Annotated in this window: 12 protein-coding genes; 9 read left to right on the forward strand and 3 right to left on the reverse strand. The window is 67.8% G+C overall.

What is annotated here, in order from left to right:
• The first annotated feature begins 5 nt into the window (after nucleotides 1-5).
• The 3 genes from AC3FNH_RS28250 to AC3FNH_RS28260 are packed head-to-tail and all read left to right on the forward strand — an operon-like array spanning nucleotide 6 to nucleotide 7,929.
• Entirely contained in the window at nucleotides 6-3,143 is a 3,138-nt protein-coding gene (locus tag AC3FNH_RS28250; RefSeq protein ID WP_488722419.1) for an MdtB/MuxB family multidrug efflux RND transporter permease subunit, read from the forward strand.
• A complete protein-coding gene (locus AC3FNH_RS28255) occupies nucleotides 3,140-6,448 on the forward strand; it encodes an efflux RND transporter permease subunit (protein WP_488722420.1) in 3,309 nt (1,102 codons plus the stop codon). The genes AC3FNH_RS28250 and AC3FNH_RS28255 overlap by 4 nt, the downstream gene beginning before the upstream one ends.
• Nucleotides 6,449-6,459: 11 nt before the next feature.
• Nucleotides 6,460-7,929 (forward strand): efflux transporter outer membrane subunit, encoded by a 1,470-nt coding sequence (locus tag AC3FNH_RS28260; protein WP_488722421.1) that lies wholly within the window; start codon nucleotides 6,460-6,462, stop codon nucleotides 7,927-7,929.
• 169 nt (nucleotides 7,930-8,098) lie between these two features.
• Here AC3FNH_RS28260 and AC3FNH_RS28265 read toward each other — a convergent pair whose 3' ends face one another.
• A complete protein-coding gene (locus AC3FNH_RS28265) occupies nucleotides 8,099-9,025 on the reverse strand; it encodes a LysR family transcriptional regulator (RefSeq protein ID WP_488722422.1) in 927 nt (308 codons plus the stop codon).
• 106 nt (nucleotides 9,026-9,131) lie between these two features.
• On the opposite strand from AC3FNH_RS28265, the gene AC3FNH_RS28270 reads away from it, so the two are divergent.
• From AC3FNH_RS28270 to AC3FNH_RS28290, 5 genes are all read left to right on the forward strand, one after another.
• Nucleotides 9,132-9,599, forward strand: coding sequence for a PACE efflux transporter (locus AC3FNH_RS28270; RefSeq protein ID WP_276099552.1), 468 nt, complete (start codon nucleotides 9,132-9,134; stop codon nucleotides 9,597-9,599).
• 122 nt (nucleotides 9,600-9,721) lie between these two features.
• Nucleotides 9,722-10,336 carry a MarR family winged helix-turn-helix transcriptional regulator gene (locus tag AC3FNH_RS28275; RefSeq protein WP_488722423.1) on the forward strand — a complete coding sequence of 205 codons (615 nt, stop codon included), beginning with the start codon at nucleotides 9,722-9,724 and terminating at the stop codon, nucleotides 10,334-10,336.
• Between the two features lie 63 nt (nucleotides 10,337-10,399).
• Nucleotides 10,400-11,929, forward strand: a complete 1,530-nt coding sequence (dacB, locus tag AC3FNH_RS28280) for a D-alanyl-D-alanine carboxypeptidase/D-alanyl-D-alanine endopeptidase (protein WP_488722424.1) — start codon at nucleotides 10,400-10,402, stop codon at nucleotides 11,927-11,929.
• A 167-nt stretch (nucleotides 11,930-12,096) separates the two neighbouring features.
• Nucleotides 12,097-12,915 carry an AzlC family ABC transporter permease gene (locus AC3FNH_RS28285; protein WP_488722425.1) on the forward strand — a complete coding sequence of 273 codons (819 nt, stop codon included), beginning with the start codon at nucleotides 12,097-12,099 and terminating at the stop codon, nucleotides 12,913-12,915.
• Nucleotides 12,912-13,235, forward strand: coding sequence for an AzlD domain-containing protein (locus tag AC3FNH_RS28290; RefSeq protein WP_276099548.1), 324 nt, complete (start codon nucleotides 12,912-12,914; stop codon nucleotides 13,233-13,235). The genes AC3FNH_RS28285 and AC3FNH_RS28290 overlap by 4 nt, the downstream gene beginning before the upstream one ends.
• Here the strand turns inward: AC3FNH_RS28290 and AC3FNH_RS28295 are convergent.
• A complete protein-coding gene (locus AC3FNH_RS28295) occupies nucleotides 13,218-14,381 on the reverse strand; it encodes a helix-turn-helix transcriptional regulator (protein WP_488722426.1) in 1,164 nt (387 codons plus the stop codon). The two genes, AC3FNH_RS28290 and AC3FNH_RS28295, sit on opposite strands and share 18 nt — an antisense overlap.
• Before the next feature lie 46 nt (nucleotides 14,382-14,427).
• A complete protein-coding gene (locus AC3FNH_RS28300) occupies nucleotides 14,428-15,534 on the reverse strand; it encodes a helix-turn-helix transcriptional regulator (RefSeq protein WP_488722427.1) in 1,107 nt (368 codons plus the stop codon).
• Nucleotides 15,535-15,875: 341 nt separating this feature from the next.
• Between AC3FNH_RS28300 and pgk the strand changes: the two genes are divergently transcribed.
• On the forward strand, nucleotides 15,876-16,376 hold a 501-nt coding region (gene pgk / locus AC3FNH_RS28305), incomplete at its 3' end, for a phosphoglycerate kinase (protein WP_488722428.1).

Genomic DNA, 16,376 nt, shown 5'->3' on the forward strand with positions numbered 1-16,376 from the left:
TCCGCATGAACCCGTCTCGCCTCTTCATCGAGCGCCCGGTAGCCACGGCGCTGCTGATGCTGGCCATCCTGCTCTCGGGGCTGGTGGCCTACCGGCTGCTGCCGCTGTCCGCGCTGCCCGAGGTGGACTACCCCACCATCCAGGTCACCACGCTGTATCCGGGCGCCAGCCCCGACGTGATGACCTCGTCGATCACCGCGCCGCTCGAGCGCCAGTTCGGCCAGATGCCGGGGCTCAAGCAGATGTCGTCGTCCTCGTCGGGCGGCGCGTCGGTGATCACGCTGCAGTTCGAGCTGAGCCTGCCGCTCGATGTGGCCGAGCAGGAGGTGCAGGCGGCCATCAATGCCGGCAGCAACCTGCTGCCGTCCGACCTGCCGATGCCGCCGGTCTACAGCAAGGTCAACCCGGCCGACGCGCCGATCATGACGATTGCCATGACCTCGGACACGCTGCCGCTGCCCAAGCTGCAGGACATGGTGGACACGCGCGTGGCGGCCAAGATCTCGCAGATCCAGGGCGTGGGCCTGGTCACCATCAGCGGCGGCCAGCGCCCCGCGGTGCGCATCCAGGCCAACCCGACGGCGCTGGCGTCGCTCGGCATGTCGATCGACGACCTGCGCACCGCCATCGGCGCGGCCAACGTGAACGGCGCCAAGGGCAGCTTCGACGGCCCGGCGCGCGCGTCGACCATCGACGCCAACGACCAGCTGCGTTCGGCCGACGAGTACAAGCAGATCATCATCGGCTACCAGAACGGCGCGCCGATCCGCATCACCGACGTGGCCGAGATCGTCGATGGCCCCGAGAACAGCCGCCTGGCCGCCTGGGCCAATGCCAACCCCGCCATCATCCTCAATATCCAGCGCCAGCCCGGCGCCAACGTGATCGAGGTGGTGGACCGCATCAAGTCGCTGCTGCCGCAGCTGCAGGTCGCGCTGCCGGCCTCGGTGCACGTGCAGCTCATGACGGACCGCACCACCACCATCCGCGCGTCGGTGCACGACGTGGAATTCGAGTTGTTCCTGGCCATTGCGCTGGTGGTGATGGTCATCTTCGTGTTCCTGCGCAATGTCTCGGCCACGGTGATCCCCGGCGTGGCCGTGCCGCTGTCGCTGGTCGGCACGTTCGGCGTGATGTATCTCGCCGGCTTCTCGATCAACAACCTGACGCTGATGGCGCTGACCATCGCCACCGGCTTCGTGGTCGATGACGCCATCGTCATGATCGAGAACATCATGCGCTACATCGAGGAAGGCGACTCCCCGATGGAAGCCGCGCTCAAGGGCTCCAAGCAGATCGGCTTCACCATCATCTCGCTGACGTTCTCGCTGGTGGCCGTGCTGATCCCGCTGCTGTTCATGGGCGATGTGGTCGGGCGCCTGTTCCGCGAGTTCGCCATTACGCTGGCGGTATCGATCCTGATCTCGGCCGTGGTCTCGCTGACGCTCACGCCGATGATGTGCGCGCGCTTGCTGCGCCATGTGCCCGAGGCAGAGCAGTCGCGCTTCCACAAGACTACCGGCCGCTTCTTCGACAACGTGATCCACCGCTACGGCGTCGCGCTCGAATGGGTGCTCGACCGCCAGAGGGCCACGCTGGTGGTGGCCATCGCCACGCTGGTGCTGACCGGGCTGCTGTATCTGCTGGTGCCCAAGGGCTTCTTCCCGGTCCAGGACACTGGCCTGATCCAGGGCATCACCGAGGCCGCGCAAACCACGTCGTTCCAGGCCATGGGCCTCAAGCAGCAGGCCGCGGCCAAGGTCGTGGCGCAAGACCCGGCGGTGGCCAGCGTGTCCTCGTTCATCGGCGTGGACGGCTCCAACACCACGCTCAACGCCGGGCGCATGCTGATCAACCTCAAGCCCAAGGGCGAGCGCGATCCGATCGACGTGGTCACGCAGCGGCTACAGCACGCGGTGGAAAAGCTTGGCGGCATCTCGCTGTACACGCAGCCGGTGCAGGACCTGACGATCGAAGACCGCGTGTCGCGCACGCAATACCAGTTCACGGTGGAAGATCCCGATCCGCAGAACCTGGCAACCTGGGTGCCGCGGCTGGTCGAGCGCCTGCGCCAGGAGCCCGAACTGCGCGACGTGGTCAGCGACCAGCAGAACAACGGCCTGCGCGCCTATGTCGACATCGACCGCGATGCGGCCGCGCGTTTCGGCATCACCACCGCGGTGATCGACAGCGCGCTGTACAGCGCCTTCGGCCAGCGCCTGGTGTCGACCATCTTCACGCAGTCGAGCCAGTACCGCGTGGTGCTCGAAACCATGCCCGAGTTCCGCAAGGACCCGCAGTCGCTCGCGGAGCTGCGCCTGCCCTCTTCGTCCGGCGGACAGGTGCCGCTGGGCGCGTTTGCGCGCATCAGCGAGCGCACCGGCCCGCTCGTCATCAACCACCAGGGCCAGTTCCCGGCCGCGACCATCTCGTTCAACCTGGCCCCGGGCGAATCGCTGGGCGCCGCGGTCGACAAGATCAGCAAGGTCGAACAGGAACTGGGCCTGCCGATCTCGATGCAGACCGAGTTCCAGGGCGCCGCGCTGGCGTTCCGCGCGTCGCTGTCGAACACGCTGTGGCTGATCCTGGCCGCGGTGGTGACGATGTACATCGTGCTGGGCGTGCTGTATGAGAGCACCATCCACCCGGTGACCATCCTGTCCACGCTGCCGTCGGCGGGCGTCGGCGCGCTGCTGGCGCTGCTGCTCGCGGGGCAGGACCTGGGCATCATCGCGATCATCGGCATCATCCTGCTGATCGGCATCGTCAAGAAGAACGCCATCATGATGATCGACTTCGCGCTCGAGGCCGAGCGCGAAGGCGGCATGGCCCCGCGCGAGGCCATCTTCCAGGCTTGCCTGCTGCGTTTCCGCCCGATCCTGATGACCACCATGGCGGCACTGCTGGCGGCGCTGCCGATGATGCTCGGCACCGGCATCGGCTCGGAACTGCGCCGCCCGCTGGGCGTGACCATGGTCGGCGGCCTGCTGCTCAGCCAGGTGCTCACGCTGTTCACCACGCCGGTGATCTACCTGGCCTTCGACCGCATCGCCTATCGCCTCAAGGACTGGCGCAAGCGCCGCTTCGGCGACCCCGAAGAAGGCGGCGATGAAGGCGATGCGTCGGCAGCGGGGCCGCGATGAACCTGTCCGCCACCTTCATCCACCGGCCGGTCGCGACGGCGCTGCTCACCATCGGCATCCTGCTGGCGGGGCTGGCGGCGCTGCGCCTGCTGCCGGTGTCGCCGCTGCCGCAGGTGGACTTCCCGACCATCTCGGTATCGGCTTCGCTGCCCGGTGCCAGCCCCGAGACCATGGCTGCCACGGTGGCCACGCCGCTGGAGCGCGCGCTGGGCACCATTGCCGGCGTGACGGAGATCACCTCCAGCAGCTCGCTCGGCTCGACCCGCGTGACACTGCAGTTCGACCTGTCGCGCGATATCGACGGCGCCGCGCGCGACGTGCAGGCGGCCATCAACGCCTCGCGCGCGACGCTGCCGACCAGCCTGCCGAACAACCCCACCTATCGCAAGGTGAACCCGGCCGACGCGCCGATCATGATCATCGCGCTGACGTCGCCGACCATGTCGCGCGGCCAGCTCTATGACGCGGCCTCGACCATCCTTTCGCAGAAGCTGTCGCAGGTGGAAGGCGTCGGCCAGGTGACGATCGGCGGCTCGTCATTGCCGGCGGTGCGCGTTGAGCTGAACCCGACCGCGCTGAACAAGTACGGCATCTCGCTTGAGGATGTGCGCAATACCATCAGCGCCACCAACGCCAACCGGCCACTGGGCACGCTGGAGAACCGCACGAACAACTGGCAGGTGTATGCCAACGACCAGGCGATGAAGGCGAGCGACTACATGCCGCTCGTCATCCGCTACGCCACGCCGGGCACCTTCTCGTCGGCGTCGGCCGGCGCGCTGATCGCCAGCACCGCCAACGCCGCCGCCACGGGCGGCGTCAGCACCAAGGTGGTCAACGGCGTGACCGTGACCACCATCACGACCAGCAGCGGCACGACCACCGTCACCAGCGGCGCGACCGGCGGCAACAAGGCCGCCAGCGGACCGAATTCATTCTCCGTGCCGGTACGCCTGCAGGACGTGGCCAGCGTAGTCGATTCCGTACAGGACATCCGCAACGCTGGCTCCGCCAACGGCAAGCCGTCGGTGCTGCTGGTGCTCAACCGCTCGCCGGGCGCCAACATCATCGAGACCGTCGACCGCGTGCGCGACATGCTGCCGACGCTGCAGAAGATGATTCCCGCGGCCATCTCGATGGACGTGATGATGGACCGCACCCCGACCATCCGTGCGTCGCTGCGCGAGGTGGAGCACACGCTGATGATCTCGGTGGCGCTGGTGATCATGGTGGTGTTCCTGTTCCTGCGCAATGTGCGCGCCACGTTCATCCCGAGCGTGGCGGTGCCAGTGTCGCTGATCGGCACGTTCTCGGTGATGTACCTGGCCGGGTTCTCGCTGAACAACCTGTCGCTGATGGCGCTGACGATTGCCACCGGCTTCGTGGTGGACGATGCCATCGTGGTGCTGGAAAACATCTCGCGCCATATCGAGGAAGGCATGAAGCCGCTCGCCGCCGCGCTGCGCGGCGCGCGCGAAGTCGGCTTTACCGTGCTGTCGATGAGCCTGTCGCTGATCGCCGTGTTCATCCCGCTGCTGATGATGGGCGGCATCGTCGGGCGCCTGTTCCAGGAGTTCGCCATCACGCTGTCGGTAGCCATCCTGGTGTCCCTGGTGGTGTCGCTGACCACCACGCCGATGATGTGCGCGCGCCTGCTGCGCCCGGCCGTGCCCGAGGAAGAGCGGGGCCGCTTCTTCCGCGCCAGCGAGCATGCGTTCCGCTGGCTGCATGATGGCTATGCGCGCACGCTGGCCGTGGCGCTGCGCTACAGCGCGGTGGTGTGGCTGGTCCTGCTGGCCACGGTGGCGCTCAACGTCTGGCTGTACGTGATCGTGCCCAAGGGCTTCTTCCCACAGCAGGACACGGGCCGCCTGATCGGCTTCATCCGCGCCGACCAGGCCACCTCATTCCAGGCCATGCGGCCCAAGCTGGACAGCTTCATCAGGATTGTCCAGTCGGATCCGGCTGTGGAGAACGTCACCGGCTTCACCGGCGGTTCGCAGCGCAACACCGGGCAGATGTTCGTCACGCTCAAGCCGCTGTCGCAGCGCAAGGAAAGCGCGGACGCGATCATCGCGCGGCTGCGCATCAAGCTGTCCAAGGAGCCGGGCGCAAGCCTGTTCCTGCAGGCCGTGCAGGACATCCGCGTCGGCGGCCGGCAGAGCAGCTCGCAGTACCAGTTCACGCTGCAGTCCGACGACCTGCAGGTGCTGCGCGACTGGGAGCCGAAGGTGCGCGCGGCCATCTCCAATATCAAGGGGATCGAGGACGTCGACACCGACACCAACGACAAGGGCCTGCAGACTTCGATCATCATCGACCGCGACGCGGCGTCGCGCCTGGGCGTGACCGCGCAGCAGGTCGATGCGGTGCTCAACGACGCCTTTGGCCAGCGCCTGGTGTCGACCATCTACAACCCGCTCAACCAGTACCGGGTGGTGATGGAACTGAGCCAGGAATACCTGGAGGGTCCGCACGCGCTGCAAGACATCTACGTGGTCACGGGCAACGGCCGCCGCGTGCCCCTGTCGGCATTCGCCACGGTCATGCCGAGCAGCACGCCGCTGGGCGTGAACCACCAGGGGCAGTTCGCGGCGTCGACGATCTCGTTCAACCTCGCGGAAGGGTTCTCGCTGTCGCAGGCCACCGATGCGATCAAGCGCGCCATGGCCCAGATCGGCGCGCCCGAGACGCTGCAGGCCAACTTCCAGGGCGGCGCCAAGGCGTTCCAGGACTCGCTCAAGAGCCAGCCGATCCTGATCCTGGCGGCCATCATCACGATCTACATCGTGCTGGGCGTGCTGTATGAGAGCTATGTGCACCCGCTGACGATCCTGTCGACGCTGCCGTCGGCGGGCGTGGGCGCGCTGCTGGCCCTGCTGGCCTTCAAGACGGAGTTCAGCATCATCGCGCTGATCGGCGTGATCCTCTTGATCGGCATCGTGAAGAAGAACGCGATCATGATGATCGACTTCGCCATCGATGCCGAGCGGCGCGACGGGCTGTCGCCGCGCGACGCCATCCACCGCGCCTGCCTGCTGCGCTTCCGCCCGATCCTGATGACTACCATGGCGGCGCTGCTCGGCGCGGTGCCGCTGGCCATCGGCCGCGGCGACGGCGCCGAGCTGCGCGCGCCGCTGGGGATCTCGATCGTGGGCGGGCTGGCGGTGAGCCAGCTGCTGACCCTGTACACCACGCCGGTGGTCTACCTGACGCTGGACCGCTGGCGCCTGAAAGTGAAGGCCTGGCGTGAACGCCGCCGCGGCGCCCCGCACGGCTCCGCGCCGGCTGCCGGCACCGAATGATGAAGACGATGATGAATTCCCTCTCCCGCCTCCTCGCCCTTGGCGCGCCCGTGCCGCTCGCCTGCGCGCTGCTGCTGGCCGGCTGCGCCGTCGGCCCCGACTACAAGCGGCCCGATGCGCCGGTCTCGCCCGCGTTCAAGGAAGCGCCTGCCGATGCCGAAGCCTGGACCGGCGAGTGGAAGACCGCCGAACCGCGGGACACCCATGCCCGGCCGGAATGGTGGCAGGTGTTCGGCGACAGCCAGCTCGACGCGCTGATGTCGCAGGTGCAGATCTCGAACCAGAACATCAAGGCCGCCGAGGCGCAGTACCGGCAGGCGCTGGCCTCGCTGCAGGCCGCGCGCGCCGGCTTCTTCCCGACGGTGGACGCGCAGGCCGGTGTGTCGCGCGCACGCGGCGCAAGCGGCAACACCATCAGCGGCCAGAGTGTCACCCTGAGCGCGAACTGGGAACTGGACGTCTGGGGCCGCGTGCGGCGCCAGGTGGAAAGCAGCGAAGCCAGCGCGCAGGCGAGCCAGGCGGATCTCGCCTCGACCCTGCTGTCCGCGCAGGCGACGCTCGCCCAGAGCTATTTCCTGCTGCGCGTGGCCGATGCGCAGAAGGCGCTGCTGGACCGCACGGTGGCCGATTACGCCAAATCGCTGCAGCTCGTGCAGAACCAGTACAAGGCCGGCACCGCCCAGCGCTCCGACGTGCTGCAGTCCGAAACGCAGCTCAAGAGCGCGCAGGCGCAGCAAATCGATATCCAGATCACGCGCGCGCAGCTTGAACATGCGATTGCGGTGCTGGTAGGCAAGCCGCCCTCGGAATTGACGCTCGGCCAGGCCGAATTCTCCAGCTCGCCGCCGCGCGTGCCGGTAGCCGTGCCTTCGCAGCTGCTGGAACGGCGGCCCGACATCGGCGCCGCGGAGCGCCGCATGGCATCGGCAAACGCGCAGATCGGCGTGGCGCAGGCCGCCTACTATCCCACGCTGTCGCTTTCGGCCAGCGGCGGCCTGACGGCGAGCACGCTGGCACGCTGGGTATCGCTGCCCGACCGCATCTGGTCGCTCGGCGCAGGGCTGGCCGGCACTCTGTTCGATGGCGGCCTGCGTAGCGCCGCCAAGGCGCAGGCCGTCGCTGCCTATGACCAGACCGTGGCCAACTACCGGCAGACCGTGCTGGGGGCGTTCCAGGAAGTCGAGGACAATCTCGCGGCGCAGCGGCTGCTCGAGCAGGAAGCGGTGGTGCAGAACGATGCGGTGCGGGCGGCGCGGGATGCCCTTTCGCTGGTCAACAACCGATACCGGGCTGGTACGGCCAGTCTGCTTGATGTGCTGGTCGCACAGACTACGGCTTACACGGCTGAGCGGACGGCGTTGACGCTGATGGGGCGGCAGTATACGGCTAGCGTGGTGTTGATCAAGGCGTTGGGTGGGGGGTGGCATCAGGAAGGGCCGGGATCGGGGGCGGCGCCGGCCGCTACGGTTGGGCAGCGGTAAATCTATCCTGATCATCTACGCGGCAGGCAGCCTGGCTATGCCCTGTACCGCCTTCTCACCACCTCGGCCGTTCGTCGACCACGAACACGCGTTTTTGGTTACAGACACGTCGGATGAGCGAACCCGGATTACTTGGTGGCCCCTCCTAACCGCGCCATCGGTGGGACGCCTACGGCTGCGCTGCGCGCGGGCCGGAGTCTGGGTTTTTGGGCCGCGGCAATGCCTGGCCGCAAATCCTTTCCCGCAACCACCGAGCGGCTTTGCCAGGCGGGCGCTGTTTATGCCACACCAACTCGAGCGCTACCGGCCAGTCCTGCTCCTGGAACGCCAGCGGTGGCGACACCAGCTGCGCCGCCGCGGGTGAATTGGCCACTACGTGCCACGGAACGAATGCCCACCCAAGACCCCGCTTGACCAGTTCAACGATCACCCACTGGCTTTCAACCCACCAGACGTCGGACGCCACGCGCAGCCGCATCTTCTCCTCGCTGTCGGTGCGGGTCGCGACCATGAGCTGGCGGTGGCGCTTGAGCTCCTCCCAGTCGACGCGCTGGCCGCCCGCCAGCGGGTGATCGGGCGCGCAAAGGATCTTCATCGGTACCCAGCCCAGCGCGTGAAAACCCAGCGCCGGCGGCAGGATCTCCTGCCGCCACATGATGCCGAGGTCCGCGCTGCCTTCGAGCACCAGCCGGCTGACGTCTTCCATCAATGGGAACAGCAGCTCCAGCTCGACCGCGGGGAAACGGCCCGAGAATTCCTCGAGCAGCATCCCGAGCGCCTCTTCCGGGTAAAGCTCATCCACGGCAAGGACGAGCCGCGTCTCCACGCCCTCACTCAGGCTCATGGCAACACCACGGAAATGTTCGCAGCGTTCCAGGATCACGCGCGCTTCCGCCAGCAGACGTTCGCCGGCCGGGGTCAGCACGGGGTAGCGGCCGGAACGGTCGAACAGCGCGTTGCCGATATCGATCTCGAGGTTTGCCACCGCGGCGCTGATCACCGACTGGGCCTTGCCCAGCCGGCGCGCTGCAGCGGAAAAGGATCCCGTTTCGGCGGCGGCGGCAAAAGCCTGGAGCTGGTCGAGGGAAAGAGACATGGCGTGACTGGCCGGTGATGTATCGGTTTTGACGATACTACCTAACTTGGCATCCCCATGAAAGTAGATAGACTTCACGCCATCGAACACTTTGCAGGAGAGCCCCATGCGCAACACCCGTGACCGGATCCGCCACGCCGTCGGCTTTGAAGTCATCGGCCTGCTGGCGTTCGCGCCGCTTGCCAGCGTGGTGTTCGGCTACGAACTGCACCAGATGGGGCTGATCGGCGCGGTGGCCTCGCTGATCGCGGCGGGCTGGAACTACGTCTACAACCTGATCTTCGACAAGGCCATGCTGCGATTCACCGGACAGCTGCGCAAATCGGTCGTCGTGCGCGCGCTGCACGCCGTCCTGTTCGAGCTTGGCCTGCTGGTGGTGTTCCTGCCGTCGGTGGCCTGGTACCTCGACATCAGCCTGGTCGACGCGCTCATCATGGACATTGCCGTGGCCGGCTTCTACATGGTCTACGCGCTGATCTACAACTGGCTCTACGACATCGCCTTCCCGGTGCCGTCGCTCAAGGCCGACCCGCTCAAGGCCGACCAGCGCGAGAGCGGCGCCGCGCTGGGCTGAACTTCCGGTCCCAACAAGACATCGTGTGGCATGCTCAGGGACGGTGCGCAAGACCACTATGGCTTTGACCAGCGCGGCGGCGTTATGCTGATAATCGAGAACAGCAACTGAAAACTGCTCAAATGAGCCCCGATCTGTCAGACGCCCCCGCCGCCATGCCGGCGCTTGCAGCAGCAGCCGCCGCCGGTACGCCGAAAAGCACGCGTGCCGTGAGAACCCGGCGCAAGCCCCGCGAGCCGCTGGCGCCCGACCCCGCGGCATCCGGGACGGGGGCCGACGGCGGCTTCGACCCGCATGTGCCGGATATCGACTACGGCGTGCTCGACAGCCTGGTCGGCTACGCGATCCGCCGCGCGCAGATCCGCATCTACGAGGACTTCGTCGCCTCGCTGGCGCAATGGCAGATCACGCCGCCGCGCTTCTCGGCCCTCGTGATCATCTCGCGCAACCCGAAACTGAAGCTCACGGACCTGGCGCGCATCCTGGGTATCGCGCGCTCGGGGGCGGTCTTGCTGGTCGATGCCCTGGAAGAGATGAACCTGGTCGCGCGCCGCCCCGCCGCCGGGGATCGCCGCGCCTACAGCCTGGTGCTGACACCTGGCGGCAAGCGCACGCTCGAGGCCGCGAAGCAGGCCGTCATCGCGCATGACGCGCACGTGGCGTCGGCCCTGACCGAGCAGGAACAGGCTACGCTCAAGTCGCTGCTGGGACGCCTGGCGCCACCGCGCACGCCATGATCGCCGGCCGGCGCAAGCCGGCCGGCGAGCGTGTCATCCGGCAGCCACCGGCCATGCGTTAACATGGCCGCCATGCCAAGAAGAATCACCCTGTTTTGCGCGGCCGCCGCCCTGCTGCTGGCCGCCGCCCAGCCACCCGTCCTGGCCCGCCCGGCCAAGGCTGCCAGGACTTCCGCCACGACCTCCCCCAGCACGCGGGCCGATGCCACGCTGGTCCGCGCCGGCCTGCCGGCACAGGTCGCCACGGCGCTGCAGCGCGCGCATGTGCCGGCCAGCGCCGCCAGCTTCTACGTGGTCAAGATCGGTGCCCCGGCGGCGCGCGCGAGCTGGAACGCGCAGCAGCCGATGAACCCGGCCTCGACCATGAAGCTGGTCACCACCTTCGCCGGCCTGCAGCTGCTGGGCCCCGACTACCGCTGGCAGACTTCGCTCTATGCCGACAGCCAGCCGGACGGCTACGGCACGGTCAACGGCAACGTCTACCTGCGCGGACACGGCGACCCGAAGCTGGTGCCCGAGGAAATGGCCAAGCTCGTCGCCAGCGCGCGCACGGCCGGCGCCACCACCATCAACGGCGACCTGGTGCTCGACCGCAGCTACTTCGCCGATGGCCTGAACGGCAATGGCACCATCGACGGCGAGGTCCAGCGCGCCTACAACGTCGGCCCGGACGCGCTGCTGTACGCGTTCAAGACGCTGTCGTTCACGCTGACGCCCGACGACGCCAGCCGGTCCGTGGCGGTCTCGGTCACGCCGGCACTGGCGCAGCTGCGCCTGGACAATCGCCTGACGCTCACCAACGGCCGCTGCGGCGACTGGCAGTCGAGCGCCGCGCCGACCGTGTCGGCGCAGCCGGACGGCACGGTGCTGGCGTCGTTCTCGGGCGCCTATGCGAGCGATTGCGGCGAACACGTGCTCAATATCGCCGCGCTGTCGCACAGCGAATTCACCTGGGGCGGCTTCGTGGCCGAGTGGCAGGCCGCGGGCGGGCGCTTCACGCACCTGCCAGCGCTGCGCAGCGGCACTGTCCCGCGCGGCGCCGTGCTGCTGGCCCGGCACTATGGCCAGCCGCTGGGCACGATCGTGCGCGATATCAACAAGTTCTCGAACAACGTGATGGCGCGCCAGCTGTTCCTGACCATCGGCGCGGAAATGGACCGCGGCGGGCCTGCGAGCACCGCGCGCTCCACGCGCGTGGTGCAGCGCTGGCTGAGCCGCCAGGGCCTGGACATGCCCGGGCTGGTGCTGGACAACGGCTCGGGCCTGTCGCGCGAGGAACGCATCAGCGCCTATGACATGGCGCGGCTGCTGCAGCAGGCGGCGGCCAGCAATGTCGGCCCGGCACTGCTCGATTCGCTGCCGATCCTCGGCGTGGACGGCACCCTGCGCAACCGGCTCACGCGCGCCAATGCCGCCGGCAATGCCTACCTGAAGACCGGCACGCTGCAGGACGTGCGCGCGCTGGCCGGCTATGTGGACGCGCTCAACGGCGAGCGCTACGTGGTGGTGAGCTTCATCAACCACCCCAATGCCTCGCAGGCGCAGGAAGCCCACGACGCGCTGATGCAGTGGGTGTATCGCGGCGCACCCTGAGGCACGCCTGGCAGCCGGTTCCACGGGCCGGCGTGGGGGCCAGCCAACGCTGGCCCGGATTTTGTTAAGTATCCGCTTACCTAAGCGACGTCCGCCCCTATAATGGTGCAATGCCGGCAGCCCCCCGCTGCGCCGGCGCCGTCCCGCGTTTCTCCCCGACATTGCCCATGACTTCCCCCCAACCCTCGGCCTGGTTGCGACTCTGGCATCGCATTGCACCGGCCGAGCGCGCCGCGTTTATCGAAGGCGCGCGCTTTTTTGCGCCGTCGCTGCCCGCCGTGTTCTCGTGGGGCCTGGTCACGGGCGTGGCGATGAGCAAGTCCGTCATGACCGTACCCGAGGCCATCGGCATGTCGCTGCTGGTCTATGCGGGCTCGGCGCAGCTCGCGGTGCTGCCCCTGTTCGCGGCCGGCCTGCCTTTGTGGACGGTGTGGCTGACCGCGGCCATCGTGAACCTGCGCTTCGTGATCTTCAGCGCGGGCTTGCAGCCGCATTTCAGCTATATGCCGCTGTGGCGGCGCACGCTGCTCGGCTCCTTCAATGGCGACCTGCATTTCGTCTACTTCATGCAGCGCTACAGCACGCCGGGCTATGAACCGGGCAAGGAAGGCTACTTCTGGGGCATGGCGCTGACCAACTTCGCCATGTGGCAGACCTCGTCGATCATCGGCATCGTGCTGGCAAGCCTGTTCCCGGACAGCTGGGGCCTTGGGCTGGCCGGCACCCTGGCGCTGATCCCGGTGATGTTCGCCACCATCAATTCACGCTCGACGCTGCTGGCCGTGGTGGTGTCGGCCATCCTCGCGCTGCTGTGCTTTGACCTGCCCTACCGGCTGAGCCTGGTGGTGGCGGTGATCGGCGCTATTGCCGCCGGCATGGCCAGCGACGAACTGGCCGCGCGCGCGACGCTGCGCCGCATCCAGGGCCGCAGGGCGCCGGCCCGGGCCGCGGTGGCCCCGCAGGCGGAACAGGGGGACCAGGCATGAGCCACACGGAGATCTGGATCGCGCTCGCCGGCATGGCCGTCCTCACCATTGTCACGCGCGCGCTGTTCCTCATGGCGGGCGAACACGTTACCGTACCGGACCGGCTCCAGCGCGCGCTGCGCTACGCGCCGGCCGCCGCGCTCGCGGCGATCATCCTGCCCGACCTGATGACCTGGCACGGCCATTTCACGCTGGCGCCGTCCAACTACAAGCTCGTGGCCGGCGTCAGCGCGGCGGTGTTCTACCTGTTCACGCGCCGCATGGTGGGCATGATCGCGGCGGGCATGGCGGTCTACACCGCGCTACGCCTGCTTGCCTGACGGCGGCTGCCCGGCGCCCAGCACCACACCAAGCCGCGTCAGCAGGTGCGCCAGTTGCGCCTGCGTGCCGGTGCCGGTCTTGGTGAAGATCGCCTTGAGCTGGGTGCGGCTGGTTTCGCGCCGGATGCCGAGCTGCTCGCACGCCTCCGGCAGGCCGATGCCCGTCGTCAGCAGCATGGCCAGCCGGATCTCGGCAGGCGTGAGTCCATATAGTTCGCGCAGCACGCCGGCAATCCCCATCGCCGGGGCGCCGGCCTCATGCACCGCGACCAGCACGGCCGGCTGCTGCCAGTCGACCGCAAGGTGGTGCGCCGCCGGCAGCGGCAGCACCACGACCTGGGCCTCGCGGCCATCGGGGCCAGTCGCGCGCAGGGCCTGCGCCGGCTGGGCAATGACCGGGTCTCCGGCTGCGCGCAGCACCTCGGGGAACGGTCGCGACAGGCGCCATTCTTCGGCCCTGGCAACGGTGGCGCCGCCACCGGCGCCTAGCGCCGCAACGGGCAGCAGGCGGCGGCTCCACGCCTCGCCGGAATGGTTCGCGAGCAGGACCTTGCCGTCCTCGGCAAAGACGATCACCGCGAATGGCAAGCGCTCCAGCAACTCGGCCGAGACATGCGCAAGCGTCGACACCTGGCGCGTGCGGTCGCGCAGCGCGATGGCGTGGCGCACGTGCGGGATGGCCCAGTCCAGCGCGCGGGCATCTTCCGGCGAGTAGCGCTCGCCGCCTAGCGGCCGCTGCAACGACAGGAACACCTCATAGTGCGGCTGGCGCTCGATCAGGCAAGCCATCAGCGACGACAGGCCGTATTGCCGGAAGAATTCGCCATAGAACGGCAGGCTGCGCATGGCCTGCTCCCCAAGTTCGCGCGCGTCGATATACCAGTTGCCCACCGTGAGCTGCGACACGAACGGGATCGCCGGGTCCAGGGCCTCGTAGTAGTCGCGGTAGGCGGCGACCTCTTCGGCCACCGGGTTGACCACCTGGTTGACCAGCACGCGGTCGCGCACCGTGTCGCGCACCACCAGCGCCGCATGCACGCTGCCGCTGGACTGGCACAGCGCGGCGAGGCTGCGCTGCCAGGCATCGGCATCGAAGATGCCCTGGTAGAGCGCGCGAATGGTCTCGTGCATCTCGTCTTCGTTCATGCCTTCCCTTCTTGTTCTTGTCAGGGCATCTGCAATCCTGGCGGGGTCAGCCCCCTGCCAGCGCCGCCGCCAGCCGGGACAGCAGGTGCGAAAGCTGCGCCTGGCTGCCGGTGCCGGTCTTGTGGAACACGGCCTTGAGCTGGGTACGGGCGGTCTCGTGACGGATGCGCAGTTGTTCGCTGACTTCCGGCAGGCCCTGGCCGGTCGCGAGGGCGGTGGCAAGGCGGGTCTCGGCCGGCGTGAGGCCGTACAGCTCGCGCAGGACCGTGCCCAGCATCGGCGGCGCGGCGCCGTCCTCATGCACGACCACGAGCGCGGCGGGCTCCTGCCATTCGGCGGCAAAGGCGTGCGCTGGCGGTAGCGGCAGCACGATCACCTGCGCGCTGTTGCCATGGCCGTCGGTGGCGCACGCGGCCTGCGCCGCGGTAGCGCGCTGCGGGTCGCAGGCGGCCTGCAGCATGTCGCCGAACGGGCGCGACAGGGTCCATTCCGACACCTTGCCGGCCGGGTCCAGGCGCCGCGCCCACTGTTCGCCGGCGCGGTTGCTCATCAGCACCTGGCGGCGCGGCGACATGACCAGCAGCGCGAAACTCAGGCGCTCCACCAGCTGCGACGACAGGCTGGCCAGCGCCGACAGGCTCTGCGTGCGGTCACGCAGGGCGATGGCGCCGCGCATGTGCGGGATCACCCAGGCCAGGCCGCGCGTATCGCCGGTCGAAAACACCGGCTGCGACGTGGCGCGCTGCATCGAGAAATAGACCTCGTAGTACGGCTGGCGCTCGACCAGGCAGGCCACGTAGGAGCGCAGGTCGAACCGGTTGAAGAACTCGCGGTAGAACGGATGGCGCGCCATGGCGCCCGGGCCGAGGTCGCGTGCGTCGATATACCATTCGCCAGGTTTCAGGCGCGGCGCGAACTGCTTGGCCGGATCGATGGACTGGAACTCGGCTTCGTACTCGGTAAACAGCTCGAGCACCGGATTGACGATCTCGTTGACGCTGACCTGGTCGCGCACCGTGTCCCACACCAGCATCGACGCGTGCGCGGCACCTGCCATCTCGGTCAGGGTGCGCAGGCTCCTCTGCCACGCACCAGGGTCAAGAATACCCTCGTACAAGCCACGGATCGCACCGTGCATGTCCGCTTCGTTCATCTGCTTCCCCTGCACTCTCGACGAATTGCCCGCCCGGCATGCTTGTGGCTTGCCCGGCAGCTTATTGTTGTTATGGCCGTTATAGACCGGCTCTGTGATTTCGCGTGTCTGACGGTGCAGACGTTATGTACATTACCCCACTCGGGGCACAAGGAGGATATACGCCGCACCCCGCTTTCGTGGGGGACGATGTCGACCATCAGACACTGCGCGGCGTGCTTGTGCGCAAGCATGCACATCGCTGGCGGGACACGGCCCGGAATCGGCTAGGCAATGACCACGATCAGGTAAAATGCTTGTTTCCCCGAAATCCAAGCGAAATCTCGCGCCATCACACCGTCATGACCACCGTCCTGCGTCTATCCGACCTCATCTCCCAAGGCAAACTCTCCGGCAAGCGTGTGTTCATCCGCGCCGACATGAACGTGCCGCAGGACGACGCCGGCAACATCACCGAGGACACTCGCATCCGCGCCTCGGTGCCCGCGATCGAGGCCAGCCTGGCAGCCGGCGCCGCGGTGATGGTCACGTCGCACCTGGGCCGCCCGACCGAGGGTGAATTCAAGCCGGCCGACTCGCTGGCGCCGATTGCCAAGCGCCTGTCCGAGCTGCTGGGCAAGCCGGTGCAACTGGTGCAGAACTGGGTCGATGGCGTGGAAGTCGCGCCGGGCCAGGTGGTGCTGCTGGAAAACTGCCGCGTGAACAAGGGCGAGAAGAAGAACAGCGACGAACTGGCGCAGAAGATGGCCAAGCTGTGCGACGTGTACGTCAATGACGCGTTCGGCACCGCCCACCGCGCCGAAGCCACCACGCACGGCATCGCCAAGTACGCCCCGATCGCC

The sequence above is a fragment of the Cupriavidus sp. 22TCCZM01-5 genome, from assembly GCF_057798915.1.